The sequence below is a fragment of the Cryobacterium sp. TMT2-14 genome (assembly GCF_004402465.1).
GTDB classification, from domain to species: Bacteria; Actinomycetota; Actinomycetes; order Actinomycetales; family Microbacteriaceae; genus Cryobacterium; species Cryobacterium sandaracinum.
In genome coordinates this window covers 24,295-48,088 of record NZ_SOFV01000022.1, presented here as the reverse complement: position 1 = coordinate 48,088, position 23,794 = coordinate 24,295, and the positions used below count along the sequence as shown (strand labels likewise).

The 23,794-nt window shown below is 64.8% G+C and carries 24 protein-coding genes and 2 pseudogenes; 10 read left to right on the top strand and 16 right to left on the bottom strand.

From position 1 onward, the window contains the following. Positions 1–55 precede the first annotated feature (55 nt). Together E3O28_RS08310 and E3O28_RS16940 are read left to right on the top strand one after the other, a co-directional pair. Positions 56–376, top strand: coding sequence for a hypothetical protein (locus E3O28_RS08310; protein WP_104102601.1), 321 nt, complete (start codon positions 56–58; stop codon positions 374–376). Positions 377–519: 143 nt separating this feature from the next. Continuing rightward, positions 520–632 (top strand): annotated as a pseudogene (locus tag E3O28_RS16940) (recombinase family protein); the annotation flags it as partial. 608 nt (positions 633–1,240) lie between these two features. Here the strand turns inward: E3O28_RS16940 and E3O28_RS08300 are convergent. Continuing rightward, positions 1,241–1,414 (bottom strand): CsbD family protein, encoded by a 174-nt coding sequence (locus E3O28_RS08300; protein ID WP_134415597.1) that lies wholly within the window; start codon positions 1,412–1,414, stop codon positions 1,241–1,243. 152 nt (positions 1,415–1,566) lie between these two features. Here E3O28_RS08300 and E3O28_RS16300 point away from each other — a divergent pair, with 152 nt between their 5' ends. Then, on the top strand, positions 1,567–1,734 hold the full coding sequence (locus tag E3O28_RS16300) for a hypothetical protein (protein ID WP_158250303.1): 168 nt from the start codon (positions 1,567–1,569) through the stop codon (positions 1,732–1,734). 681 nt (positions 1,735–2,415) lie between these two features. On the opposite strand, the gene E3O28_RS08295 is transcribed toward E3O28_RS16300, so the two are convergent. The 4 genes from E3O28_RS08295 to E3O28_RS08280 all read right to left on the bottom strand — a co-directional run bounded on the left by E3O28_RS08295 (position 2,416) and on the right by E3O28_RS08280 (position 4,072). Then, on the bottom strand, positions 2,416–2,763 hold the full coding sequence (locus E3O28_RS08295; protein ID WP_104102610.1) for a DUF3140 domain-containing protein: 348 nt from the start codon (positions 2,761–2,763) through the stop codon (positions 2,416–2,418). Between the two features lie 68 nt (positions 2,764–2,831). Further along, on the bottom strand, positions 2,832–3,182 hold the full coding sequence (locus E3O28_RS08290; RefSeq protein WP_134415596.1) for an integrase core domain-containing protein: 351 nt from the start codon (positions 3,180–3,182) through the stop codon (positions 2,832–2,834). 15 nt (positions 3,183–3,197) lie between these two features. After that, positions 3,198–3,749: a DDE-type integrase/transposase/recombinase gene (locus E3O28_RS08285; protein ID WP_134415595.1), complete on the bottom strand. Its 552-nt coding sequence runs from the start codon at positions 3,747–3,749 to the stop codon at positions 3,198–3,200. Further along, positions 3,749–4,072: a transposase gene (locus E3O28_RS08280; RefSeq protein ID WP_134401821.1), complete on the bottom strand. Its 324-nt coding sequence runs from the start codon at positions 4,070–4,072 to the stop codon at positions 3,749–3,751. Before E3O28_RS08280 ends, E3O28_RS08285 begins: the two co-directional genes overlap by 1 nt. 13 nt (positions 4,073–4,085) lie before the next feature. On the opposite strand from E3O28_RS08280, the gene E3O28_RS16295 reads away from it, so the two are divergent. Next, entirely contained in the window at positions 4,086–4,238 is a 153-nt protein-coding gene (locus E3O28_RS16295; protein ID WP_158250304.1) for a hypothetical protein, read from the top strand. Positions 4,239–4,440: 202 nt separating this feature from the next. On the opposite strand, the pseudogene E3O28_RS08275 reads toward E3O28_RS16295, so the two are convergent. The 8 genes and pseudogenes from E3O28_RS08275 to E3O28_RS08240 all read right to left on the bottom strand — a co-directional run. Then, positions 4,441–4,734, bottom strand: a pseudogene (locus E3O28_RS08275) (transaldolase family protein); the annotation flags it as partial. Between the two features lie 179 nt (positions 4,735–4,913). After that, positions 4,914–5,849: an aldose 1-epimerase family protein gene (locus tag E3O28_RS08270; protein ID WP_233191502.1), complete on the bottom strand. Its 936-nt coding sequence runs from the start codon at positions 5,847–5,849 to the stop codon at positions 4,914–4,916. Between the two features lie 10 nt (positions 5,850–5,859). After that, complete coding sequence (locus tag E3O28_RS08265; RefSeq protein ID WP_134401822.1) at positions 5,860–7,377, bottom strand: alpha-N-arabinofuranosidase; 1,518 nt, start codon at positions 7,375–7,377, stop codon at positions 5,860–5,862. Positions 7,378–7,450: 73 nt separating this feature from the next. Then, on the bottom strand, positions 7,451–8,389 hold the full coding sequence (locus tag E3O28_RS08260; RefSeq protein WP_104102628.1) for a carbohydrate ABC transporter permease: 939 nt from the start codon (positions 8,387–8,389) through the stop codon (positions 7,451–7,453). Continuing rightward, entirely contained in the window at positions 8,389–9,342 is a 954-nt protein-coding gene (locus E3O28_RS08255) for a sugar ABC transporter permease (RefSeq protein ID WP_233191503.1), read from the bottom strand. The genes E3O28_RS08260 and E3O28_RS08255 overlap by 1 nt, the downstream gene beginning before the upstream one ends. Before the next feature lie 96 nt (positions 9,343–9,438). Next, entirely contained in the window at positions 9,439–10,788 is a 1,350-nt protein-coding gene (locus E3O28_RS08250; RefSeq protein ID WP_104102630.1) for an extracellular solute-binding protein, read from the bottom strand. Positions 10,789–11,018: 230 nt separating this feature from the next. After that, positions 11,019–12,038, bottom strand: coding sequence for a LacI family DNA-binding transcriptional regulator (locus E3O28_RS08245; RefSeq protein ID WP_134415594.1), 1,020 nt, complete (start codon positions 12,036–12,038; stop codon positions 11,019–11,021). A gap of 85 nt (positions 12,039–12,123) precedes the next feature. Then, entirely contained in the window at positions 12,124–13,149 is a 1,026-nt protein-coding gene (locus E3O28_RS08240; protein ID WP_233191504.1) for a substrate-binding domain-containing protein, read from the bottom strand. Positions 13,150–13,397: 248 nt separating this feature from the next. Between E3O28_RS08240 and araB the strand changes: the two genes are divergently transcribed. Genes araB through araA form a run of 3 tightly spaced genes read left to right on the top strand, consistent with a single transcriptional unit; the run spans position 13,398 to position 17,346 of the window. Further along, the gene (gene araB, locus E3O28_RS08235; RefSeq protein ID WP_134415593.1) at positions 13,398–15,122 is read left to right on the top strand and encodes a ribulokinase; all 1,725 of its coding nucleotides are present in this window, start codon (positions 13,398–13,400) and stop codon (positions 15,120–15,122) included. Continuing rightward, the gene (locus E3O28_RS08230; RefSeq protein WP_134401825.1) at positions 15,119–15,829 is read left to right on the top strand and encodes an L-ribulose-5-phosphate 4-epimerase; all 711 of its coding nucleotides are present in this window, start codon (positions 15,119–15,121) and stop codon (positions 15,827–15,829) included. Before araB ends, E3O28_RS08230 begins: the two co-directional genes overlap by 4 nt. Continuing rightward, entirely contained in the window at positions 15,829–17,346 is a 1,518-nt protein-coding gene (gene araA, locus E3O28_RS08225) for an L-arabinose isomerase (RefSeq protein ID WP_104102641.1), read from the top strand. The genes E3O28_RS08230 and araA overlap by 1 nt, the downstream gene beginning before the upstream one ends. Before the next feature lie 563 nt (positions 17,347–17,909). On the opposite strand, the gene E3O28_RS08220 is transcribed toward araA, so the two are convergent. The 3 genes from E3O28_RS08220 to E3O28_RS08210 form a co-directional block, all read right to left on the bottom strand. After that, complete coding sequence (locus tag E3O28_RS08220; protein WP_134415592.1) at positions 17,910–18,224, bottom strand: hypothetical protein; 315 nt, start codon at positions 18,222–18,224, stop codon at positions 17,910–17,912. A gap of 443 nt (positions 18,225–18,667) precedes the next feature. After that, the gene (locus tag E3O28_RS08215; protein ID WP_134415591.1) at positions 18,668–18,925 is read right to left on the bottom strand and encodes a hypothetical protein; all 258 of its coding nucleotides are present in this window, start codon (positions 18,923–18,925) and stop codon (positions 18,668–18,670) included. A gap of 134 nt (positions 18,926–19,059) precedes the next feature. Further along, positions 19,060–19,422: a MerR family transcriptional regulator gene (locus E3O28_RS08210; protein ID WP_241973059.1), complete on the bottom strand. Its 363-nt coding sequence runs from the start codon at positions 19,420–19,422 to the stop codon at positions 19,060–19,062. Positions 19,423–19,702: 280 nt separating this feature from the next. Here E3O28_RS08210 and E3O28_RS08205 point away from each other — a divergent pair, with 280 nt between their 5' ends. The 3 genes from E3O28_RS08205 to hutU all read left to right on the top strand — a co-directional run bounded on the left by E3O28_RS08205 (position 19,703) and on the right by hutU (position 23,787). Then, a complete protein-coding gene (locus tag E3O28_RS08205) occupies positions 19,703–21,166 on the top strand; it encodes a SulP family inorganic anion transporter (protein WP_347232373.1) in 1,464 nt (487 codons plus the stop codon). Positions 21,167–21,381: 215 nt separating this feature from the next. Continuing rightward, a complete protein-coding gene (locus tag E3O28_RS08200; protein WP_134415588.1) occupies positions 21,382–22,053 on the top strand; it encodes an IclR family transcriptional regulator C-terminal domain-containing protein in 672 nt (223 codons plus the stop codon). A gap of 45 nt (positions 22,054–22,098) precedes the next feature. Further along, positions 22,099–23,787, top strand: coding sequence for a urocanate hydratase (gene hutU / locus E3O28_RS08195; RefSeq protein WP_134373518.1), 1,689 nt, complete (start codon positions 22,099–22,101; stop codon positions 23,785–23,787). Positions 23,788–23,794 lie beyond the last annotated feature (7 nt).

The following is a 23,794-nucleotide window of genomic DNA, read 5'->3' as shown; positions in this document are numbered from 1 at the left end:
ATCCTATGTGCAGAACAATGTCAACGGACGCGGGCTATCGAAGCGGACCAGTGCAGTGACGCCGAAGTCTGAGGCATCTGATCAGCAGACGCTGATGCTCAGCATGGCTTCCGGTAATCAGGCCGCGTTCGGCCTGATCTACGACCACTTGAGCGTCACGACGTTTGCGATCTGCAACCACCATCTAAAGACCCCGGCCGCGGTCGACGAGGCCATGCTCGGCCTGTGGCTGTACGTCTGGCAAAATGCGACGAAGTTGTCGGGACTGGACGGGTCGCCTTGGTCCATCATTATTAGGACAGCGGAACACCACGCCGAGTTTCACGCTCAGACCGAGTGCCTGGCCCGAGAAACGGATACCACTCTGCTCGGATGAGTCCCGGTCCCCGGATGGCTCAACAGCACATCAGTGATGAGGACAACGTCGCATGTAAGTTCGATAATTTCGTCCCCGTCACTGCCATTGACCGAGTCGTAGGCGCCGGGTACACACCGGTCAGATCAGACGGACGTCACCCCGGAAAGATCGTATTCGGGATCTTCGCGGCCTGGCCGAATCGGAGCGACCACTCATTTCGGAGCACACCGTTACCGGGCTCGCAGTGGCGCGAGCGAGAGGCAGGTCCGGTGGGTACCATTTCAAGTTCAAGATGACGCCGGGCCAAGATTCTCCAGGCCATAGCTGCGACGGGGCAGAGAAACGAAGGTGGGCTCACCCGGGGAATACGGGCAGCGTCGAAGCGCACTTCGGAGTGTCGCTCAAGTCAAATACTGGCCGCGTCCTGAGTTAACGAGACATTTGCATCGCCGCCTGGTTTCGCTGGCTCCTATTGGCATCCAAAAAAATTTGCCGCCGCGTGCCGCTACTTAGTCACGGTCACTTGCTTGAGAAATCATTTGGGTGCAGTCCGGCAATACGACGTGCATGGTCCTGGAGAGCTGCCTCGCTCAGGGTGTACCAGTATTTGCGAATCGTTCACGCAACGCGTCGAGAACTTGGGGCTTGCTGTGGCCAGCGAGGTCTGCCTCCTCCTGTGCGAGAATCCCCGCGACCTTGTAGTCATCCGATTGAGAGTGCTGGGCCTCAATCGGTTCATTCTGGGTGCTGCCATTGCCATTCATGCTGATCCTCTAATCTCCGAGTTTTGTCGGTAGCGGCGAACGATAAGCGTGACGGCGCGCCGCGCGATCCTCCGAGGAGTCTCTCGGTCCTGGCGCTGCCGTTCGGACGCGATGATGATCAACCTCGAAAGGCGTCTTTGATGTCTTCGCCGGCCTGCTTCAGGTCGGCTTTTGTTTGATCGGCCCTGCCTTCGGCTTGGAGTTTGTCGTTGTCCGTGGCATCACCCGCCGCTTCTTTAGCCATACCGATGACTTTTTCTCCGTCATTCTTGAATTTGTCAGTGCCGCTCAAGTTTTCATTCCTTTCGTTTCCGCAATGATCATATGCATCAACTCGTATGTACACACCTGCGGGGAGTGCACCCGGGGGGCTAGCATGCGAAGCGCATTTTCAGGAAAGCCATCTAGACCGCCAACGCCTGCGTTACCAGGGGCGGAACACGAATGGATACCGCCGATGTGTTGTGGATCGTCGCCGTGATCGTTGTTGTTTTGATGGTCGTCAGCTTGGTTTTCTACGTCGTGCGCCGTTGTGATCAGGAGCTCCGCAAGCGTGACAAGTTGGATCTGCGCCGCGCAAATGCGATAGAAGGCAGACGTGGTCGAACTTGAAGCCTGTGAACACGCAGCACCTGCACCCCGCGCCCGCGCCCGGACAGCCCTCGGCGTGAACGCGGCTCTGAGGTCTATCGGGCGTGGGGGCCGCTGACTCCTAGCCTCAATCCACCGGTGTGCCCCTGAGCGAGTCCTGATTTCGGTTTGGCGGGCTTGGGGAGATTCAAGTGCGGGTGAGGTCTGGGTCTCGCGGCCCGGGGTGATACCTGGCACTCCAGTTGATGCCGATGCTGGCTGGTTGGTTGGTTGGTCCGATTAGGCGGGTTGTCGTGGGCGGAAGTTCTGGTCGAACAGGGCCGTCCAGGGTTTCTCACAGTGCCAGTGCTCGGGCAGGTGCAGCGTAGTGCGCCGCGGGGAGGAGGAGATCCAGGCGGGGACGTTGACCAGCTTCCGGGGGATCGGTGCGGTGGTGCTCGTGCGAGACCCTTTTCAGCGATCGTTGCGTCGGCGGGGCAGTCCCAAACGCCACGACGCACAGGACGAACCACGCTGCGTCGGCGCTGAACACGCCTATATACAGGTGCGCCAAAACGCTGCTTGTGAGATTTGTCGGAACCCCGTTTTCATGTTCCACCGAGCCGGATTCACCGAAATCGTCGCACCTCCCGAACCCGCCCCATGATGAAACAGGCGCTCCTGCAGCGGCGCGCTTGGTGAACTCCGCACCTTTCTATTACGTCATACCTTCTTCAGTGGATCATTTCCCCAGTTCATCAGCGAGTATCGCCATCGTGAGTGCTCGATATCAGAATCCGGTCCCTGTGCCCTGTGCCGCTTCACGTAGCTGACCACCTTATGCATGTGTTCGACATCGGACGCAGTCAGATCGGCTTTCTTCGTTCCAAGAATTGTCACGATCCTGCGACCGGACTTGTGCCCGATGGACTCTCCGCTGCCATCGATTTTTTGTCCGACCTCCTTGGATTCGTCCGTGTCGAGCCACGATTTGATCTCACTGGCGGTCATCGTGACCGCGTCTTTCCAGTCATCCCAGATCTCATCGACATCGTTCTGCTTATCTGCCATAAATCCATCATTGCGGTGATGATGCGCGGCAACAAGGGTCGTTCAGGCTTTGCGTGTGATCTCAACTTTCACGAAGTAGGGTCGAGCCACACATGGCCTTGACCCCGGAGAGTGGACACGGGTTGAGCGGCGAGTTGGATCTCTGCGGCCTGTGACGAGTATTGCATTTCGAAGTCCATTGGCGTGACGTGCCCGATCGAGGAGTGCCGGCGGTAGCGGTCCTCGATCCAGTCCGCGTCGCCGCGGATCGCGCGGGCTCGGGTGGGCCAAACCCGGCGGTAGTAGAACTCGGTTTTCAGGGTCGCGAAGAAGCTCTCGGCCATGGCGTTGTCGCAGCAGATCCCGGTGTATCCCATCGACCGGGTGATGCCATTCTTGGCCGCGAAGAGAGTGATCTGTTCCGACGCCCTGGGTGCCACGGTCCGAGTGGACGATCACCGTCGCCGGGCGGTCCCCGCACGGAACCATGGCCATCGTGAGGCATCCTGGATGAGGTCGGTGTGCATGTGGTCCGCGATGGCCCACCCGATGACGCGGCGGCTGTGAGCGTCGATGACGGTCGCCAAATACACCCATCCCTCCCACGTCCTCAGGTAGGTGATATCGCCCGCCCAGACCTGGTTCAGCGCCCCGGTGTCCCACTGGCGTTTCACGGCGTCGAACGGGTACGCGTCAGTGTGGTCGATGATGGTGGTCGTCTTCCACTTCTTCGGACAGATGCCCGCCAATCCCAGGCGGCGCATGGTCGCGGCGACGGTTTTGCGGGAGATGATCTCCCCGTCCGCACGTAGATCGGCCAGGATCCCGGGGGCGCCGTAGACCTCGTCGGAATCGCCGTGGAAGAAGGAGACTTTCTGCTCGATGTGCACCCGGCGAATCGACGCCGGCGACGGCGCTCCGCCGATCCAGGCGTAGTAGCCCCAGCGGGAGATCTCGAGGAGGCGGACCATGCGGGTGATGGTGAAGTTGGTCTTCTCCGCCAGCATCAGTTCGAACGCAAGACGCTCGTATCCGATGCTTCCTGGGCGAAGAAGATGGACGCTTTTTTCAAGAACGCCCTGTCCATCTTCAGGTCCGCGTTTTCCTTGCGTAGCCGCAGCAACTCGGCTCGTTCAAACCCCGTCACCTCGGTCTGCCCAGTCTCGTTCCGAGCCTTGAACGCGCTCACCCAGCGGCCCAGAGTGGCCTCGTTGACTCCGAGCTCGCGGGCGACAGTTGCGACAGCCCTGCCGGTGGTTAAAACCAGCTTCACGGCCTCGTCTTTGTACTCAGGGGTGAAGTCCCGACGTGATCTTGCCAAAGTGAACATTCTCTCTTGTGAGGTGTCCACTCGACGGGGTCAGGGCCAGAGCGACTTCCTCGACCATGAAGATGCGCTCTCCCTGGTCGACGCGATGCTGCTGCCAGCCCTGAGCGCCGAAATCGAGGACGGGGCCTGGGACCCATCACAACAACAGTGGGTCCGCCGGAGCTGACCGGTGCGAAACCCACGACCAAGCCACGAACTTACCGTCACTAGGCGCGGCGGAATGATCAACGGGCGACACGCGGGTGCCGTTATGGCTCGGAGTCCTCCCACTCCAACGATTAGCCCCGGTACTCATGCTCGTCTGTCCTTGGCGATACATGCCGGGGCTTTTTCGTTCGGACTCCCCGGCTCGCGTATTTGCAGCTCGCGAGGTCGGGTTCGGCCTCTATGGACACCCGGCCGTCGACCCCATGCGTCGAATCATAAATGGTGGGGAAGACGTCGCAGGCGTTGGCAACGGCTTCCGTGCTGAGCTCGAAGACGGTGTCCTCGACGCTGGTGCCAGTTGCTGCCTTCTGCGAGATAGCCGCGTCATATTCCGTACCCGATGTGATGGCGGCATGGAAGATGCTGGGGTTGGTGGTGACACCGGTAACGGTTTTCTGCTCAATCAGCTTCCGGAGGCTGCCGGTCCGGAGGCGGCCGCGGGAGAGATCGTCCAGTCAGATGGAAACGCCGGCGTCGCACAGTTGCTGTGCGGGGGTAGTTGTCATGTCATAACTCCTTGGACTCGGGGATTGTCGTCAAGATTGTGCTCCGGACGTGAAACCGGTTAAGGTGGCGCGCAGTGCCGCAGCAGTGTTCAGCGTCGGTCCTTGGGTATCCTCCCTGCCAACCGCCGCTACGCCAGGGCGGCGATGACCCAGCTCGCCCGGTGGGACGCGCCCGGCGACAGCCAGATGAGGTCGGTCCCGGAATTGAAGGCGTCCGGCGCGCAGGTCATCGGCTCGACGGCCAGGCCGAGCCGGTTCATCCCCGGCGTCGGCAAGTCCGCGGTGTGGATCTGTAGCCAGGGGCAGTCCGTTCCCCAACTCATGGCCACGCCGCTGCCGTCGGTATCGCGCAGCTCGACGGTGGCAACGCCGTCGGAGTCGCGCACGAGCCCGGTGAAGGCGTGGTCGATCTGCACAGAGCCGATCGGGCACGGCTGGCGGAAGTCGAACGGGCCGTCGACGACGTCGGCGAGGCCGTCGGGCAACAACCGGTCGGGTGTGACCCGCAAGTATCGCTCGGCTGGAAGGCTGAGCTGCCAGGTGTGCAGCGGCGAGTCGCCTGCGCGCAGGTAGGGGTGCGGGCAGACTCCGTATGGAGCCGTGCCGGTGCCGGCGTTCGTGGCCTCGATTGACGTCGTGAGCCCAACCGGTGAGAGCCAGTAGCGGGCTAGGAGGTCGAGCTGGAACGGGTAGCCGTCGCCGACGGGTAGCCGGAGGCCCAGCACCACCTCGCTGTCACTGTGGTGCACTAGTCGCCAGGCACGGTCGTAGACGAGCCCGTGCAGGGCGCACTCGCGCGAGGGCTCGTTGATCGGCAGCTGTTGGGTCACCCCGTCGAGGTGGTACCGCCCGTCGGCGATCCGGTTGGGCCAGGGCGCGGCGAGCACCCCGCGGAAGTTCACCATCGGCTGATCCTCCGCAAAGCTGACGATCAGATCCCGTGAGTCATACTGCAGCACTCGCAGGGTGGCTCCGGTCCCCGTCACGACGGCACGGTAGCCGTGGCCGGTGATTTCGTACTGGGCCCCTGAAGGCGCCGCAGCCATCACACCCTCTTCGCTCATGACGACTCGGTCACTCCGCCCGCAGTTCGAGGGCCGTCCAGGAGACCGGCGGAAGAGTGAGCGTGACCACTCCGTTCGCGCACAGCGCCGACGCGTTGGTGGCCAGGCCGACGCGGTCGCGGGCCTCGAGCGTGTTCGCGGCGTAGACATCCGTGTCGCTTAGGGTCTGCACCTCGACGATGCCCACGGGCCCGAGCGCGGCGACATCGATCGTGATCGTCGCGTCCTCCATCTGCGAACGGTTCACCAGGAACACGGATGTCCCCCCGGTCGCCGCGTCGTGGGTCGCGACCGCGTCGACGAGCGGCACGGTGCCGTATACCTCGGTGTCGTAGTGCTCTGTCTCGAGCTTGACCTCGAGGGCGACCCCTGTGGCGAGCCGCGAGGTGACCGCGAACGGGAAGAAGGTCGTCTGCCGCCAGGCCGGCCCGTTCGGCTCGGTCATGATCGGAGCGATCACGTTGACGAGCTGCGCGAGCGACGCGCTCGTCACGCGGTCGGCATGCTTGAGCAGTGAGATCAGCAGGCTGCCGAACACCACGGCATCCGCCACCGTGTAGGAGTCCTCTAGCAGGCGCGGCGCGACCGGCCAATTGTCGATTCCGGTGATCTTGTCGACGCCCTCGAACCGGTCGATATACCAGACGTTCCACTCGTCGAAGGAGATGTTGATGGTCTTGTCGCTCCCCCGAACGGCCTTCACGTGGTCGGCGGTCGCGACGACCGATTCGATGAAACGGTCCATGTTGACGCCGGAGGCCAGGAAGGAGTCGAGGTCGCCGTTCTTCTCCTCGTAGTAGGCGTGGCAAGAGATGTAATCGACGTCGTCATAGGTGTGGCCGAGCACAACGCGTTCCCACTCGCCGAAGGTCGGCATCTGCGCGCTTGAGGAGCCGCAGACCACCAGTTCGACCGATGGGTCGAGCTGGCGCATCCCCTTCGCGGCGCGGGAGGCGATCTTGCCGTAGTCGTCGGCCGAGCGGTGGCCGAGCTGCCACGGGCCGTCCATCTCGTTACCGAGGCACCACATCTTCACGCCGAAAGCATCCCGCTTCCCGTTGGCGATCCGACGTTCGGCGAGGTCCGTGCCGTTGCCGAGGTTGGCGTATTCGAGCAGGTCAAGCGCTTCCGCCACACCCCGGGTACCGAGGTTGACGGCGAGCATGAGCTCGCTGCCGACCTTCTCCAGCCACGACGAGAACTCATGCAGGCCGATCTGGTTGGTCTCGGTGGAATGCCAGGCCAGGTCGAGCCGGGTCGGCCGCGCAGCCCGCGGGCCCACGCTGTCCTCCCAGCGGAAGCCGGAAACGAAGTTGCCGCCCGGGTAGCGGATCGCCGACACGCCGAGTTCCTTGACGAGGTCGATCACGTCTTCGCGGAATCCTTCCGCGTCGGCCGAGGCGTGCCCGGGTTCATAGATGCCGTCGTAGACGCACCGGCCGAGGTGTTCGACGAACGATCCGAACAGGCGGCGGTTGATGGCTCCGACCGTGAAGTGCGGGTCGAGGGTGAGGCTGGCGGTAGACATGGTGTTTCTTTCTTCGTGCTGGTCAAGACGTGGGAGAGTGCGAATGACGGATGTCCGGGGCCCGGGCCGCCGCCTACTTGAGTGCGCCGAGCGAGAGGCCACCCTGCCAGTACTTCTGTAGGGAGAGGAACGCGATGATGAGCGGGAGCACCGAGACGAAGGCCCCCGTGACGATCAGGTTCCAGACCTGTTCGCCGCCGGCTCCGGCGTTGGACAGCGCCTGCCAGTTGTTGAGTCCGACAGTCACAGGCAACAGGTTTGGGTCGCTGAGCACGGCCAGCGGCAGGAAGAAGTTATTCCAGGTACCGACCACCGAGAGCAGCAGTACCGTGACGATGGCGGGCCGCAGCAGCGGCAGCGCCACCTGGAAGAAGGTGCGCAGTTCGCCGGCTCCGTCAACGCGGGCGGCGTCGAGCAGTTCATCCGGAATGGCATCCTGCGTGTAAACCCTCATCAGGTAGACGCCGAAAGGACTCAGCAGCGAGGGCAGGATGACGGCCCAGATCGTGTTGACCAGGCCGAAGTTGCTCAGCAGCACGAAGGTCGGGATCACAAGCGCCGTCATGGGCACCATCACGGCGCCCAGCAGCAGCGAGAAGAAGGCGTTGCGCCCGCGGAACCGGTACTTCGCGAAGCCGTAGCCGGCGAGCACCGCGAGGATGGTGGCGCCGATTCCGCCGGTGAACGCGTAGAAGAATGAGTTGCCCAACCAGCGCCAGTAGATGCCGCCCTGGTGTTCGAACAGCCCCGCGATGTTGTTCCACAGGTTGAAGTTCTGATCGAACCAGAGCGGCCCACCAGTACCACTGAAGAGCCCAGCGGTGTCCTTGGTCGCGGCCACGGCGAGCCACCACAACGGGGTGATGAAGTAGATCACGAGGATGAGCAACAGGACGTGCGACCCAATCCGTCTGCCACCGTCGCGCGTGGTGTTACGGCGGCGTATGAGGGAGCCTGAGTCGACCTGGCTGGGCTGCACGGCGGCATCCCTCCGGGGCGTGAGAATCGCCATTATTTGAGTCCGCTCTGCTTGCGGGTGAGGAAGAGGAAGAGATAGGAACCGATGAAGACCACGATGCCGAGCGCGAACGAGATCGCCGCGGCGTAGTTGAACTGGCTGTAGGAGAAGGCAAGCGAGTACGCGTACATGTTCGGTGTGTAGGAGACAGGAATGGCACCCTGGGCGACGGCGCGCAGCACCTGCGGTTCGGTGAAGAACTGGAGGGTGCCGATCAGGGAGAAGATCAGCACCATCACCATCGAGGAGGAGATCATCGGCACCTTGACTCGGAGGGCGATCTGCCGGCCATTCGCGCCGTCCAGCCGGGCGGCTTCGTAGATCGCCGGGTCGATACCGCGGAGGGCTGCGTAGATGATGATCATGTAGTAGCCGGCCCACTGCCAGGTGACGATGTTGACGAGGCTCGCGAAGATGCTGCCCTGGGACAGGAAGTCGGGCGCGGCGAGGCCGACGAGGCCGAAGATATCGGTGGCCGGTCCGAAACGGGGGCTGTAGAGGAAGCCCCACATCAACGCCCCGATCACGACGGGGATGGCGTAGGGCACGAAGATCATCAGTCGGGAAAACTTCGACAGGGCGGTGGAGAGGTTGTCGAGCACGAGCGCAGCCACGAGGGCGACGATCATCTGGGCGGGGATCATAATCAGCGCGAACTGGCCGACCCGTCCGAGTCCGCCGAGGAAGATCGGGTCGGTGAAGGCTTTCACGTAGTTCGCGAACCAGGTGAAGGTCGTGCCGGTGGCTAGGGTGCTCGTGTGCAGGCTCATCCAGAACGCGTAAGCGAGCGGTGCCACCAGGAAGGTGAGGAAGACGATACCGAACGGGGCTACGAACAGCCAGCCCCAGCGTTGGCGCTTGCGGTCCATCAGATCGATGCTGTTTCTTCGCGGCTTCCGAACCGGCAGCGGCGGGGCCGCCTTGGTGGCCGCAGGCGTGAGTGCCATGAATTCATCCTTTTTCCAAGCGAAGCCCAGATGGGCTGAGGGATGCTGTCGGCCAGCCAGTGCGACCGGCCGACAGCGGGTGCGGTGTGAGCCGCCTTACTTGGCGACCGTGAACCCCTGCTCGGCCGCGTACTTCACGAGGGTGGCCTGCAGGTCGTCGAGCGCCTGCGAACCGTCCTGTTCGCCCTGCACCATGGAGTAAAGCTCCTCGGTGAGCTGGTCGTAGGCGTAATTCTGGAACGGGCTGAACGTCGCGCCGCCGTAGCCGGCAGCCGCAGTCAGGAAGACCTCCTTGTTGATCTGCTGTCCACCGAAGAACGGGTACTCAAGGTTGACGAAGTATTCGGAGTCGAGCATCGGCGTGTAGGAGGGGAACAGTGCGCCCTTTTCGACGCCGATCTTCCACGCCTCGTCTGTGCCGAAGATCTCGATGGCTACCTGGGCGGCGAGCTCCTTGTCCGTGGCCTGGCTGGTCACGGCGAAGGTCGAACCACCCCAGTTGACCTGCACAGGGTTGGCCGTGTCCCACTGCGGCAGCGGGGCGACGCGCCAGACGGCCCCCGTGTCGGCGTCGGAGAGCCCCTGCAGATAGCCGGGTCCCCACGCCGCGGCGAGGTAGACGGCGTAGGTGCCGTCGACCAGGCTGGTGTTGTAGTCGGCGGTGAAGGCGTCGTCGGTTGTGACAAGACCCTTCTGTACGAGGTCGTTCCAGTAGTTCAGCACGTCCTTCGATCCCTGGTCGTCAACGGCGATGCCAATGTCGATCGGGCTAGTCGAGTCGTAGGTGAACGGCACAGATCCGGCCTGGGCGAAGAGAGCCTGGTTGAAGGCCCGGCCGTTGGTGGGGAAGTTGACGAGCACGCCATCGGAGCCGGCGGTCTTGAGGGCCTGCGCCGCGGTCGCGAACTCGGCCCAGGTGGTGGGAACGGGAATTCCGTACTGGTCGAAAAGATCCTGTCGGTAGAGCATTCCCATCGGGCCGCCGTCGACCGGGATGGCATAGACGGCGTCGCCGCTCGACGCGTCCTTCCAGGAGCCCTCGGTGTACTTGTCCTTCACGTCGTTGGCGCCGTATTCCGTGAGGTCGACGAGGGCATCGCGGATGGTAAAACTCGAGAGCACCTCGGACTCAAGCATGATGACGTCCGGGGCGCCGGACTTCGACTCGATCGAGGTGGAGAACTTGGTGTATTCATCGTTGCCCTGGCCGGCGTTCGTCCAGCAGACCTGCACGTCGTCGTGGCTGGTGTTGAACACGTCTACGACCTCTTCGAACGCGGGGTACCAGGCCCAGACCGTGACCTGGGGTGCTTCCTTATTCACGATCTTGTTCGTGCAGGAGGCTTCCGGCTTCGACTTCGATGCGGCGCCATCGGCGGAGCATCCGGTGAGTGCGGCGGCGGCGACGGCGATGACGCCGATCGCGGCCATGAACTTGACCTTCATGTTTTTTGGTTTCCTCTCACGGTGGTGGAACACCGTTGTTCGTACTGTGATCAGCGCGCGAGGCGGCTGAGTGGTGCAGGAGTTGGTGCGGTCAATCCGAGACACCAGCGGGGGGCGCGGGCCGTTGCTGGCAAATTTACAACGTTGTAGGTAAACGTTGTAAATTTATCATTGCGAGTCCAGAGGCTTGCTGTCAAGCGAATTGCCGAGATTTCTCCGAGTACAGGCGGTCAAGCGGTGAGGGACACCGTGGACTCACGTTCAACCACGCGGAAATCGGCCAGCACCTCCCGGGGCGGGGCGGCCGGGTTCGTCTCCGCGATGCGTTCGAGCAGGATTCGCACGGCGGTCTCGGCAATCTCCTCCCGGCCGGGATCGACGGTGGAGAGGGTCGGCAGGCTGTACTGGGCCTCGTCGAGGTCGTCGAAGCCAATCGTCGAGACATCCTCCGGGATGCGCAGACCTGCCTCCTGCATCACCCGCATGGCGCCGAGGGTCAGGGTGTCGTTGAGCCCGAAGACGGCATCGAATCGCACCCCCGACGCGAGGAGGTCGCGCATCGCGGACGCGCCGTTCGATCGGTGCCACAGCGTCGTATTTCCGACCAGGGCAGGGTCGAACGGGATGCCGGCAGCCTCAAGTGCCTCGCGGTAGCCCCGAAGACGCAGACCGGCCGATCCGATGATTTCCCCCTCGTGCGCGCCAATAATGGCGATGCGCCGGCGCCCCTGACTGATCAGGTGTTCGGTCGCGGCCCTCGCGGCGTCCACGTTGCGCATCGTGACGTGATCCGTCGGGCCACCGAAGATGCGCTCACCCAGCAGCACGAGCGGATAGCCCACCCGCAGGTACTCGGAGTCGTCGCTGTCCATGCCGAGGGCGCTGAAGAGCAGGCCGTCGGTCATCTGTCGGCGCGGGCTGGAGAGCAGCTCGATCTCCCGTCGGCGGTCGCCACCGGTCTGTTCGATCAGCACGGTCATGTGGTGGCGCTCGGCGGAGCGGATCACGGCGTCCGCGAGTTCCGCGAAGTAGCTGAGCGACAGCTCCGGCACGGCGAGCCCGATCACACCCGTGCGCCCGGAGCGCAAACTGCGGGCCGACAGGTTGGGCTGATAGTCGAGTTCCGCAATCGCCTCAACGACGCGCTGCTTGGTCGACGGCCGGATGTGTGGGTAGTCGTTGATGACATTGGAGACCGTCTTGATAGAGACCCCGGCGATCCTCGCAACGTCGTGCAGCGTTGCCGCCATGAGGACTCCTTAAATGTGCGATTGACGAATGCGTCGACATCCGATCACATTTTACAACGTTGCATCTACCGCCCGCACGGTCAGGTCAGGGGTGCGGGGTCGCAGTACTCCCCCGAACCATCAGCTCGGGTTGAATGACGGGGATCAGCTCCGCGGGCTCGCCGCCCATCAGGCGAAGCACCCGCTCAACCGCCAGCCGGCCGACCTCGTTGAAGTCGAGGCGGACGGTCGTGAGGCTCGGCTGGAAGTAGCGGGCCTCGCTCATGTCGTCGAAGCCGACGACGCTCACATCGCCGGGTACCTGGACGCCCCGCTCGTAAAGCGCTTTGATCACGCCGAGGGCCATCGAGTCGTTGGCCACCAGAACCGCGGTGATAGAGGAATCATCGGCGATCTCCAAGCCTGCCCGGTAGCCGGAATCGGCCGTCCAGTCGTCGGTACGAAACTCGGGATTGACCGTGCGGTGGTGCGCAGCGAGTTCGGACAGCCACCCAGCACGCCGCGCCTCCGAGGCCATCCAGCCGGGTGGGCCTCCCACGTGCCAAACGGTTTCGTGACCCAGCCCGATCAGGTGCCGGGTTGCCAGTCGCGCGCCGAGCACATCGTCCATCGACACGGCCGTCGAGCTTGCCGGTGAGCCCTGTTCGAACCGCACGATCGCAACGTCGGGGTCCAGTGCCCGCAGCACCTCGACGGCTGCCGTCATGGGGGCGAGCACGATGATCCCATCCACCGCGTCCGCGACGAGCGTGTCCAGCGCGGCACGAATGTCGGCCGAATCGACCTGGGGAATGCTCACCAGGCTCGTGGCGTAGCCGTTGCGCCGCGCCTCCTCGGCAATCCCGAAGAGGACCAGGGCTGAACCGTGCACCGGGAGGGAGTAGGAGACCACGCCCAGGTTCATGGACCGGTTCGTGGCGAGGGCGCGTGCGGCGGAATTGCGGTTGTAGCGCAACTGCGTGATGGCCCGTTCGACCCGTTCGCGCACGTCCGGACTGACATTGTTGTGTTCATTGACGACGCGAGACACAGTCTGTTGCGACACTCCGGCGAGTTTCGCCACGTCGATCATGCGCACGCTGCGGCCGCCCGGTCGAGGTTCCCTGCCCATGCGCACCCCCTCCCGAAAAGAAAATCCCCGATTCAGACATGTTAGCGCACCATGCCTGGTGTCATAAAGGCCTGAAGGGAGCGGATATCAGCCCCGTCAATGGCAGACTTGTCAACCTGACAGGGCGCCCATCATCGATTGACAGCACTTGATAGTGCGCTAACATTCACTAACGCCAACAGTTATCGACGGTGAATCTCAGACGAAGTTGACGTTCTGTATCCGCGTGCCGGCAAGGGAGTCGATTCATGAGTGAGACCGCAGCACAACCAGATGCGCAGACACCAACCGGCGCCGAGTCCTACGTCATAGGTGTCGACTACGGCACCCTTTCCGGCCGGGCGGTCGTCGTGAGGGTCTCGGACGGCGCCGAACTCGGCTCGGCCGTGCTCGACTATCCCCACGCAGTCATGGACACCACTCTTGCTGCCACGGGCGCGACGCTGCCGCCGGAGTGGGCGTTGCAGGTTCCGCAGGACTACGTCGCCGTGCTGAAGAGCGCCGTGCCGGCCGCCATCGCCAACGCGGGCATCGACCCGGCCCGCGTCATCGGCATCGGCACCGACTTCACCGCCTGCACCATGGTTCCCGTCGTCGCCGACGGCACCCCGCTGAACGAGCTGCCGGAGTACGCCGGGCACCCGCACGCCTACGTCAAGCTATGGAGACACCACGCGGCACAGCCCCAGGCCGACCGGATCAACCAGCTCGCGGCCGAGCGCGGCGAGAGTTGGCTGCCACGCTATGGTGGCCTGATTTCCAGCGAATGGGAGTTCGCGAAGGGCCTCCAGCTGCTGGAGGAAGACCCGGAACTTTACGCCCGGATGGACCATTGGGTCGAGGCGGCAGACTGGATCGTCTGGCAGTTGACCGGCCACTATGTGCGCAACGCCTGCACCGCCGGCTACAAGGGCATCCTGCAGGACGGCGCTTACCCCGGCGAGGATTTCCTTGCCGCTCTCAATCCCGGCTTCGCGCGGTTCGCCGTCGACAAGGTGGCTCATGAGATCGGGCAGTTGGGCGCATCCGCCGGCACTCTTTCCGCGGAGGCCGCCGCCTGGACCGGACTGCCGGAGGGCATCGCCGTGGCGGTCGGCAACGTCGACGCTCACGTCACCGGCCCGGCCGCCCAGGCCGTGCTGCCGGGCCAGATGGTGGCCATCATGGGCACCTCGACCTGCCACGTGATGAACTCGGACCGGCTCGCGGAGGTTCCCGGCATGTGCGGGGTCGTCGACGGCGGCATCGTCTCCGGACTGTACGGCTACGAGGCCGGGCAGTCCGGCGTGGGCGACATCTTCGCCTGGTACGTCAACAACCAGGTCCCCGCCCGCTACTTCGCCGCGGCGGAGGCGGCGGGCCTGAGCGTGCACCAGCACCTCACCGAGCTGATCAAGGACCAGCCCGTCGGCGGGCACGGGCTGATCGCCCTCGACTGGCACAGCGGCAACCGCTCAGTGCTCGTCGACCATGAACTCTCCGGCCTCGTGCTGGGCACGACCCTCACCACCCGGCCGGAGGAAATCTACCGGGCCCTGCTCGAGGCCACCGCATTCGGCGCGCGCACGATCGTCGAGACCTTCAACGCGAGCGGGGTTCCGGTGACCGAGTTCATCGTGGCCGGCGGGCTACTCAAGAATGCCTTCCTGATGCAGACCTACAGCGACATTCTGCGGATGCCGATCTCAACGATCGACAGCGAGCAGGGGCCCGCGCTCGGCTCGGCCATCCACGCGGCGGTCGCCGCCGGCGCGTACCCCGATGTGCGCGCGGCCGGCCAGGCCATGGGAAAGCTCAACAAGAACGTGTACACACCCAACGACGAGTCGGCGACGGCCTACGACAAACTGTTCGCCGAGTACACGCTGCTGCACGACTACTTCGGCCGGGGCGCGAACGACGTGATGCACCGTCTGAAGGCGCTGAAGCGTGAGGCGGGTGCATCGCTGCACTCGGCGGCGGTGCCGGCATGAGCCGCTTCGGCCCCACCGTCGACGCCGCTGTCATTCGTGTCCGTGAGGACGTCGCCCGCCTACACGGCGAGCTCGCCCGCTACGGGCTCGTGGTCTGGACCGGCGGCAACGTCTCCGGCCGGGTGCCCGGTGCCGACCTCTTCGTGATCAAGCCCAGCGGCGTCGACTACGCCGACCTCACGCCCGAGAACATGATCCTGTGTGACCTCGCGGGCGCCGTCATTCCCGGCTCCCCCGGTTCCGACCGGTCGCCATCGAGCGACACCGCCGCGCACGCCTACGTCTATCGCAACATGCCGGAGGTGGGCGGAGTCGTGCACACGCACTCCACTTACGCCACCGCATGGGCCGCCCGCGGGGAAGAGATCCCGTGCGTGATCACGGCGATGGCCGACGAATTCGGCGGCCCCGTGCCCGTCGGCCGGTTCGCTATCATCGGCGACGACACCATCGGCCGCGGCATCGTCGACGCCCTCACCGGCCACCGGTCCCGCGCGGTGCTGATGCAGAACCACGGCCCGTTCACGATCGGCAAGGACGCCCGCGACGCCGTCAAGGCCGCCGTGATGGTCGAGGACGTCGCCCGCACCGTGCACCTCGCCCGCCAGGGCGGAGACCTCATCCCGATCCCGCAAGCCGCGATCGACTCCCTCTTCAACCGCTATCAGAACGTCTACGGACAAGCACCGCAAGGAGCACTGCGCTAATGCCAACACTCACCACCACCCTCGATCACTACGAAGTCTGGTTCCTCACCGGAAGCCAGAACCTCTACGGCCAGGAGACCCTGCGTCAGGTCGCCGAGCAGTCCAGGACCATCGCCGACGCGCTCGGCGCAAGCAGCGACATCCCGGTGAAAATCGTCTGGAAGCCCGTGCTCACCGACTCGGACTCGATTCGCCGCGCGGCGCTCGACGCGAACTCGGATGACCGGGTGATCGGCCTGATCGCGTGGATGCACACCTTCTCACCCGCGAAGATGTGGATCTCCGGGCTCGACGCCCTGACCAAGCCGCTGCTGCACCTGCACACCCAAGCCAACGTCGAACTGCCCTGGAGCGAGATCGACTTCGACTTCATGAACCTCAACCAGGCCGCGCACGGCGACCGTGAGTTCGGCTACATCCAGACCCGTCTCGGCGTGTCCCGCAAGACTGTCGTCGGCCACGTCTCCAACCCGGCCGTGACAAACCAGATCGGCACCTGGACCCGCGCGGCCGCCGGTTGGGCCGCGTCCCGCAGCATGAAGCTCGCCCGCTTCGGCGACAACATGCGCTACGTCGCCGTCACCGAGGGCGACAAGACCGAGGCCGAACTGCGCTTCGGGGTGCAGGTGAACACCTGGCCGGTCAACGAACTCGCCGAGGCCGTGCACGCGGCGACGGATGCCGAGATCACCGCTCTGGTCGCGGAGTACGAAGACCTCTACGACGTGGCCCCCGAATTGCGCGTGGGCGGCGAACGCCACGAGTCGCTCCGATACGGTGCCGCGATCGAGATCGGACTCAAGTCCTTCCTCGAGGCCGGCGGCTTCAGCGCCTTTACCACTAGCTTCGAAGACCTCGGCGCGCTCCGCCAGCTGCCGGGCCTCGCCGTGCAGCGGCTGATGGAACAGGGCTACGGCTTCGCCGGGGAGGGCGACTGGAAGACGGCCATCCTCGTGCGCGTGGCCAACGTGATGGGCGCCGGCCTGCCCGGCGGTGCGAGCCTGATGGAGGACTACACCTATGACCTCACCCCCGGGGACGAACTGATCCTCGGTGCCCACATGCTCGAAGTAAACCCGGCGCTCTCAACCGAGAAGCCCACACTCGAAATCCACCCGCTCGGAATCGGCGACCGCGAAGACCCCGTGCGCCTGGTCTTCAACGCCGCCCCCGGCCCCGCCGTCGTGGTCGCGATGAGTGACATGCGCGAGCGGTTCCGACTCATCGCCAACGTGGTCGAGGTCGTCGAGCCCACCGAGGCACTCCCGAAGCTCCCGGTCGGCCGCGCCGTCTGGCGCCCCGCGCCCGACTTCGCCACCTCCGCCGCCGCCTGGCTCACCGCCGGCGCCGCCCACCACACGGTCATGTCGACTGCCGTCGGCATCGAGGTCTTCCAGGACTACGCCGAGATGGCTCACACCGAACTCCTCCTGATCGACCAGTCCACGACACTGCGTGACTTCGGCCGTGAGGTGCGATGGAACCAGGCATACTACCGGCTGGCGCAAGGACTGTAGCTCCGGGGCGAACACGGGACTCCCGCCTCAGCTTGGCGGAGGTTTCGCCGGTCTTACCGTTCGAGGCCGGCGGCACGGGTACGAGGGTCGTCGGTCGATTTCGACTCGTCGCCGCGGGTAGCCGGGCGGGCCTTTACGGTCAGGCCGGCAGCGCGCATCGCGCACCTCGTCGAGCGCGGTAGCCGGCATCTGCTGGCCGGCCCCGCACTTGCTCGGCGGCGCGCTCTGAGCCTGCTTCTCTTGCAGGTCCGCCACTCGTACCGCGAGCTCCGCGCCAACGCTGCGCTCATGGTACGCCTCAGGGATGGCCTGGGTTTGGGTCGGTTCAACCTTGTACCGGTCACGGAACACGTCGACTTCGGCGGCAAGGCGCACCCACTCCTGTCGGCGGGTGCTCTCGGTCGGGATGTCTCCGAACGGACCGCGGGGCGGTCTGAAAGTCGCGCGATTGCCCGATCGCCCGGGTGCTCAAGGATCAGCAGTTTCAAATTCGCGTCGTTTCGAAAATCGATCAAATGAGGCTCGGGACTTCCTTGCTCGACGGCATTGAGGCGTCGGATTTTCTACCGTTCGCGGCCGTCATCGCGGGTACGCTGGTCGTCGGAATGTGTCGTCTGGTCTCCGCGCGTGGCCTGCCGCGGCATTACGGTGAGGCCGGCGGCGCATTGCGCTTCACGCTGCTTACCTGCCGTGGTCCGGTTCGCGGCGCGCATCACGTCGAGTGCGGTGTCCGGCCTATGCCGGCCGGTTTCGCGAGCGTTCGGCGGGGTGCTCTGAGCCTGCTTCTTCTGCAGGGTAGCTACGCGCGCCGCGAGTTCGGCACCAACCGCGTGCTCACGGCACGCCGCGGGAATGGCCTCGGTCTGTGCCGGGTCCATATTGTACCGGTCGCGGAACACGTCGACTTCGGCGGACGCCCGGCCACTGCTGGCACCTGGTTGGCGGGGGCCGTTTCGATACGTCGTTCCATTCGGTGGGAGAAGACGGGGCCGACGTCGTCGGCGGTGCCGCGTTCTCGTTCGTTCCACGAGTCCCGCAGCACACTGGCTGGGTCAAGGCCGTGGGTTTCGGCGTGGGTGTGGCTGCTCGTTCAGGCAACGTCGACTGATCGAACGCTCGGACTCGCGCAGCTGAATTCTTCAGACAGCCAGAGCCGTCCGCACGAGTTCGGAGAATTGCTTGACTGGGACCTCGCGCCGATAGAGGAAAGCGTTCAACGCTTCGCCGTAGATGACGCTGCGCACGCGGCTGGCGCTCATGGTGTCCCACCTGAGTTCAGACCAATGCGGCTAACTGTTCCCGTACCCATGAAGACAACGTGTCAGCTTCCACCTCGCGCCCGGACAGAACAATGCCTGGCCAGGTCCGCCGTGTCGAACGGGATCGTGAGTGTGCCCGGCTCCAGCGCCAGAGGGGCATCGATCTCGATCGGCGGGGCTCGCTCGCCCGGCGCTTCATTGAGCCGCTCGTCGTCAGAGACGCTTAGGCTCACGGACAGCACGGCCTTGCCGAGTCCGCGGGCTTCAAATGTTGCAGCGGATTCGACGGCAAGGACATTCTTCGAAAAAGCTGTCGTCACCGTCAGCGATGCCGTTTTCGGTCGAGCGGCGGTCGTCAGGGCGACAGCGGGTCACACTACTCAGAGTCCCATGAATTCGCGGAAGTGAGCTGTTCTAAACCTTCAGCCACCTGAGTCCACCGCAGGGCACTCGCTCACTGCTGGCGCAGGAGAGCAAGGAATTCGTCGGCCATTGCGAGCTGATCACGCAGCCCCTGGCGCCGCTCCTCGGCCTGTGCGATGAAGGATTCCAGGTCTGACCTCACGGCGGCAATGTCGGCGCCCTTGATGGCGCCGTCCAGTGTGTCGATGGTCTTGAGGAGCGACATCATTTCTTCAAGCGAGAAGCCCAGCGGCTTCATGCGCCGGATCAGGATCAACCGGGCCAGATCTTCGTCCGTGTAGAGACGGAAGCCGCCATCGGTCCGGCCTGAGGCCCTGAGCAAACCGATTTCGTCGTAGTGGCGGATGGTTCGCAATGACAGTCCGGTGCGTTCGGCCAGTTCGCCGATATGCATAGTTGCCGTTGGCTCAGTCGGTGACATGGCGGGACCTCTCATGCGTGGACTCGAACATAACCCTAACGTTAGGGTAGAGTTGTGATCGTCGGCTGACAATGTGTGACAGCCCACCATCCATCCTCGCCGTATCGGCGGATGATTGTGCGCACCGGGCGCACCCCTTCCCCTTCCCCTTCCCCTATTCTGGCCCGCCACCGCGAGCCCCGTCCCTGGAGGCCCCATGGCACTCGCTCAAAAATCCCCCTCGCCCGACCGTTACAAAGCCGAGCCATCGGTGATGACAGCACTTCGAACTCCGCGGCTCCTCACCCGAGAAGTTCTCGCCGGCCTCGTCGTCGCGATGGCGCTGATCCCGGAAGCGATCTCGTTCTCCATCATCGCTGGCGTCGACCCACGGGTTGGACTGTTTTCGTCCTTCGTGATGGCCGTATCCATTGCGTTCCTCGGCGGCCGCCCCGCGATGATCACCGCCGCAACGGGAGCCATCGCCCTAGTGATCGCCCCGGTAGCACGCGAGTACGGCATGGATTATTTCATCGCCACGGTCATCCTGGCCGGGCTCCTGCAGGTGATCCTGGGCGTGCTGGGTGTGGCCAAGCTCATGCGTTTCATCCCGCGCAGCGTCATGGTCGGATTCGTGAACTCCTTGGCCATCCTCATCTTCATCGCACAGTTGCCGCATTTGCTCGGGGTGCCGTTCATGGTGTACCCGCTGGTGGCGATCGGGATCATCATCATGGTCGTCATGCCCCGGTTCACCAAGATTATCCCCGCCCCGTTGGTCGCCATCGTGGTGCTGACCATCGCAACCGTCACCATCGCAATCAACGTGCCCACCGTCGGCGACCAGGGCGAACTGCCCAAGAGCCTCCCCGAACTCTTCATCCCAAACGTTCCCCTCAACGCAGAGACGCTCACGATCATCGCCCCCTACGCGCTGGCCATGGCCATGGTCGGCATCCTCGAGTCCCTAATGACGGCCAAACTCGTCGACGAGGTCACCGACACCCACTCCCACAAGACCCGCGAAACCTGGGGTCAAGGCGTCTCCAACATGCTCTCCGGCTTCTTCGGCGGCATGGGCGGGTGCGCCATGATCGGCCAGACCATGATCAATGTGAAGGCCTCCGGCGCCCGAACCCGCATCTCCACGTTCCTTGCCGGCGTATTCCTGCTGATCCTGGTCGTCGCTCTCGGCGATGTCGTCGCCATCATCCCCATGGCCGCCCTGGTGGCCGTGATGATCATCGTCTCGGTGCTGACCTTCGACTGGCACAGCATCCGTCTGTCCACACTTCAGAGGATGCCAAAAAGCGAAACTACGGTCATGGTCGCCACAGTCGCCGTGGTCGTAATTACCCACAACCTCGCCATCGGCGTAGTCGTCGGGGTTCTCGTGGCAATGGTCGCCTTCGCCCGCCGGGTGGCGCACCTCGTAGACGTTGAACGCAGCTTGTCCAATGATGAGTCTGTCCCGACTGCGTACTACACCGTGACCGGCGCGCTCTTTTTCGCGTCAAGCAACGACCTCACCACCCAGTTCGAGTACGCAGAAGACCCGGACCGCATCGTCATCGACATGGCCGCCTCCCACATCTGGGACGCCTCCACCGTCGCAGCCCTCGACTCCATCACGAACAAATATGAACGTCTCGGCAAACGCGCCGTGATCGTCGGTATGAACGATGCCAGCACCAATATCCACGCCCGCCTCGCCGGCAACCTCGGCGGAGGTCACTGATCCCACCGGCTGAGCAGCATCCCTCGTCGACTCCCCGCCGCGGCGTAGACAAGGTCGCGAGAGGTGGAGGAGTCGGCGAGGACGAGGGCGGTGTCCGCGGTCGAGCCCTGGACCCGGTGAATGGGAACGGGTCTCCCATCCGCCTCTTGCCATAGAGTGGCACTTGAGTTTTACTGAATGACATCAGCATCCGCACGAGAACCGGGAGAGCACCCATGGCCGAGTCGTCCACCCGAACCGTGGAACGAGCCCTCGACCTGCTCGCCGTGATCTGCGACGCCGACGGGCTCACGCTCTCGGAGAGCTCACGCGCCGTCGCCCTCGCACCGAGCACCGCCCTGCGCCTGCTGCGCACGCTCGAGACCCGCGGCTTCGTGCACAAGACCGACGACGGCGCCTACCTGCCGGGCAGCCGCATCATCCAGCTCGGCGCGCAGTCGCTCAGCAGCGAGTCGCTGGTCACCCTCTCCCTCCCGGCCATGGAGCGGCTCGTCGCCGAGACCGGCGAGTCCGTCTACCTCAGCGTCGTGGGCCACAACGCCACCGGGCTCTACATCGCCATCGTCGAGGGCACCCACTCGGTGCGGCACACGAGCTGGGTCGGCCGCACCGTGCCGCTCGAACGCTCCGCGGCCGGGCAGGTGCTCACCGGGCATACCCCGGAGACCGGCTACGTGGTCGTCGAACGCGGCGTCGAAACGGATGTCACGGCCCTGGCCGCGCCGATCCGTTCGGAGGCCAGAACAATCGCCGCCCTGAGCCTGGTCATCCCGAGCTACCGGGTGGAGACCGCGGACATCCGTCGCTACGGCCCGCTGCTGGCCCAGGCTGCCGGGCACGTGTCCGCCGGTCTCAGCCGTGCCGTCCCCAACCTCCCTACGGACTGATCGACCCCGAATCGCCCGAACCCCCGAACCCCCTAGGAGACAGTGATGTCCGAATCCCGCCCCGTGCGCGCCGCCCGCGGCACCAAGTTGACCGCGAAGAGCTGGCAGACCGAGGGCCCGCTGCGGATGCTGATGAACAATCTCGACCCCGAGGTGGCCGAGCACCCGGAGAACCTGGTGGTCTACGGCGGCACGGGCAAGGCCGCCCGCAACTGGGAGGCCTATGACGCCATCGTTCGCACGCTCACCACGCTGGAAAAGGACGAGACGCTGCTGGTGCAGTCCGGCAAGCCGGTCGGCGTGTTCCGCACGCATGAGTGGGCGCCGCGGGTGCTGATCGCCAACTCCAACCTGGTCGGCGATTGGGCGACCTGGCCGGAGTTCCGCCGCCTCGAGGCCCTCGGCCTGACGATGTACGGCCAGATGACGGCGGGTTCGTGGATCTACATCGGCACCCAGGGCATCCTGCAGGGCACGTATGAGACCTTCGCCGCCGTGGCCGCAAAGATCGCCGCCCGTGAGGGCGGGCCTCACAAACACAGTGGCGGCACCCTGGCCGGCACGCTCACCCTCACCGGTGGGGCCGGCGGCATGGGCGGCGCGCAACCACTGGCCGTGACCATGAACGGCGGCGCCGTGCTGATCGTCGACGTGGACGAGTCCCGGCTACTGCGCCGGGTCGAGCATGGCTATCTCGACGAACTGGCACCCACCCTCGACGACGCCATCGCCCGGGTACTCGCGGCGAAGAACGAGAAGCGCGCCCTCTCCGTGGGCGTGGTCGGCAACGCGGCGACCGTGTTCGCCGAGCTGCTGGAGCGGCGGGTGCCGATCGACATCGTCACCGACCAGACCAGCGCGCACGACCCGCTGGCCTACCTGCCGGAGGGTGTCACTGCGGAGGAGTGGCACGACTACGCGGCCGCGAAGCCCGAGGAGTTCACCGAGCGCGCCCGGGCATCCATGGCCAAACAGGTCACCGCGATGGTGGGCTTCCAGGATGCCGGTGCCGAGGTCTTCGACTACGGCAACTCGATCCGGGCGGAGGCGGAGCTCGGCGGCTGCGCGCGGGCGTTCGATTTTCCCGGGTTCGTGCCCGCATACATCCGCCCGCTGTTCGCCGAGGGCAAAGGCCCGTTCCGCTGGGTGGCGCTCTCGGGCGACCCGGCCGACATCGCGGCGACCGACCGGGCCATCGTGGAGCTGTTCCCCGAGGACGAGCACCTGCGCCGCTGGATCACGAAGGCGCAGAACACCGTGCACTTCGAGGGCCTGCCCGCACGGATCTGCTGGCTCGGCTACCAGGAACGGCACCGGGCCGGTCTGAAGTTCAACGAGATGGTGGCGTCGGGCGAGCTGAGCGCGCCGATCGTGATCGGCCGCGACCACCTCGACTCCGGCTCGGTCGCCTCGCCCTACCGGGAGACCGAGGCCATGCTGGACGGGTCGGATGCGATCGCCGACTGGCCGCTGCTGAACGCGCTGCTGAACACGGCGTCGGGCGCCACCTGGGTGTCGATCCACCATGGCGGCGGCGTCGGGATCGGCCGCAGCATCCACGCCGGCCAGGTGATCGTGGCCGACGGCACCCCCCTGGCCGCCGAGAAGATCGCCCGGGTGCTCACCAACGACCCCGGCACCGGCGTGATGCGGCACGTCGACGCCGGGTATCAGCGGGCCGAGGAGGTGGCCCGGGAGCGCGGCCTGCGCGTGCCGATGTGGGAGTCGGAGTGAGTGGGGT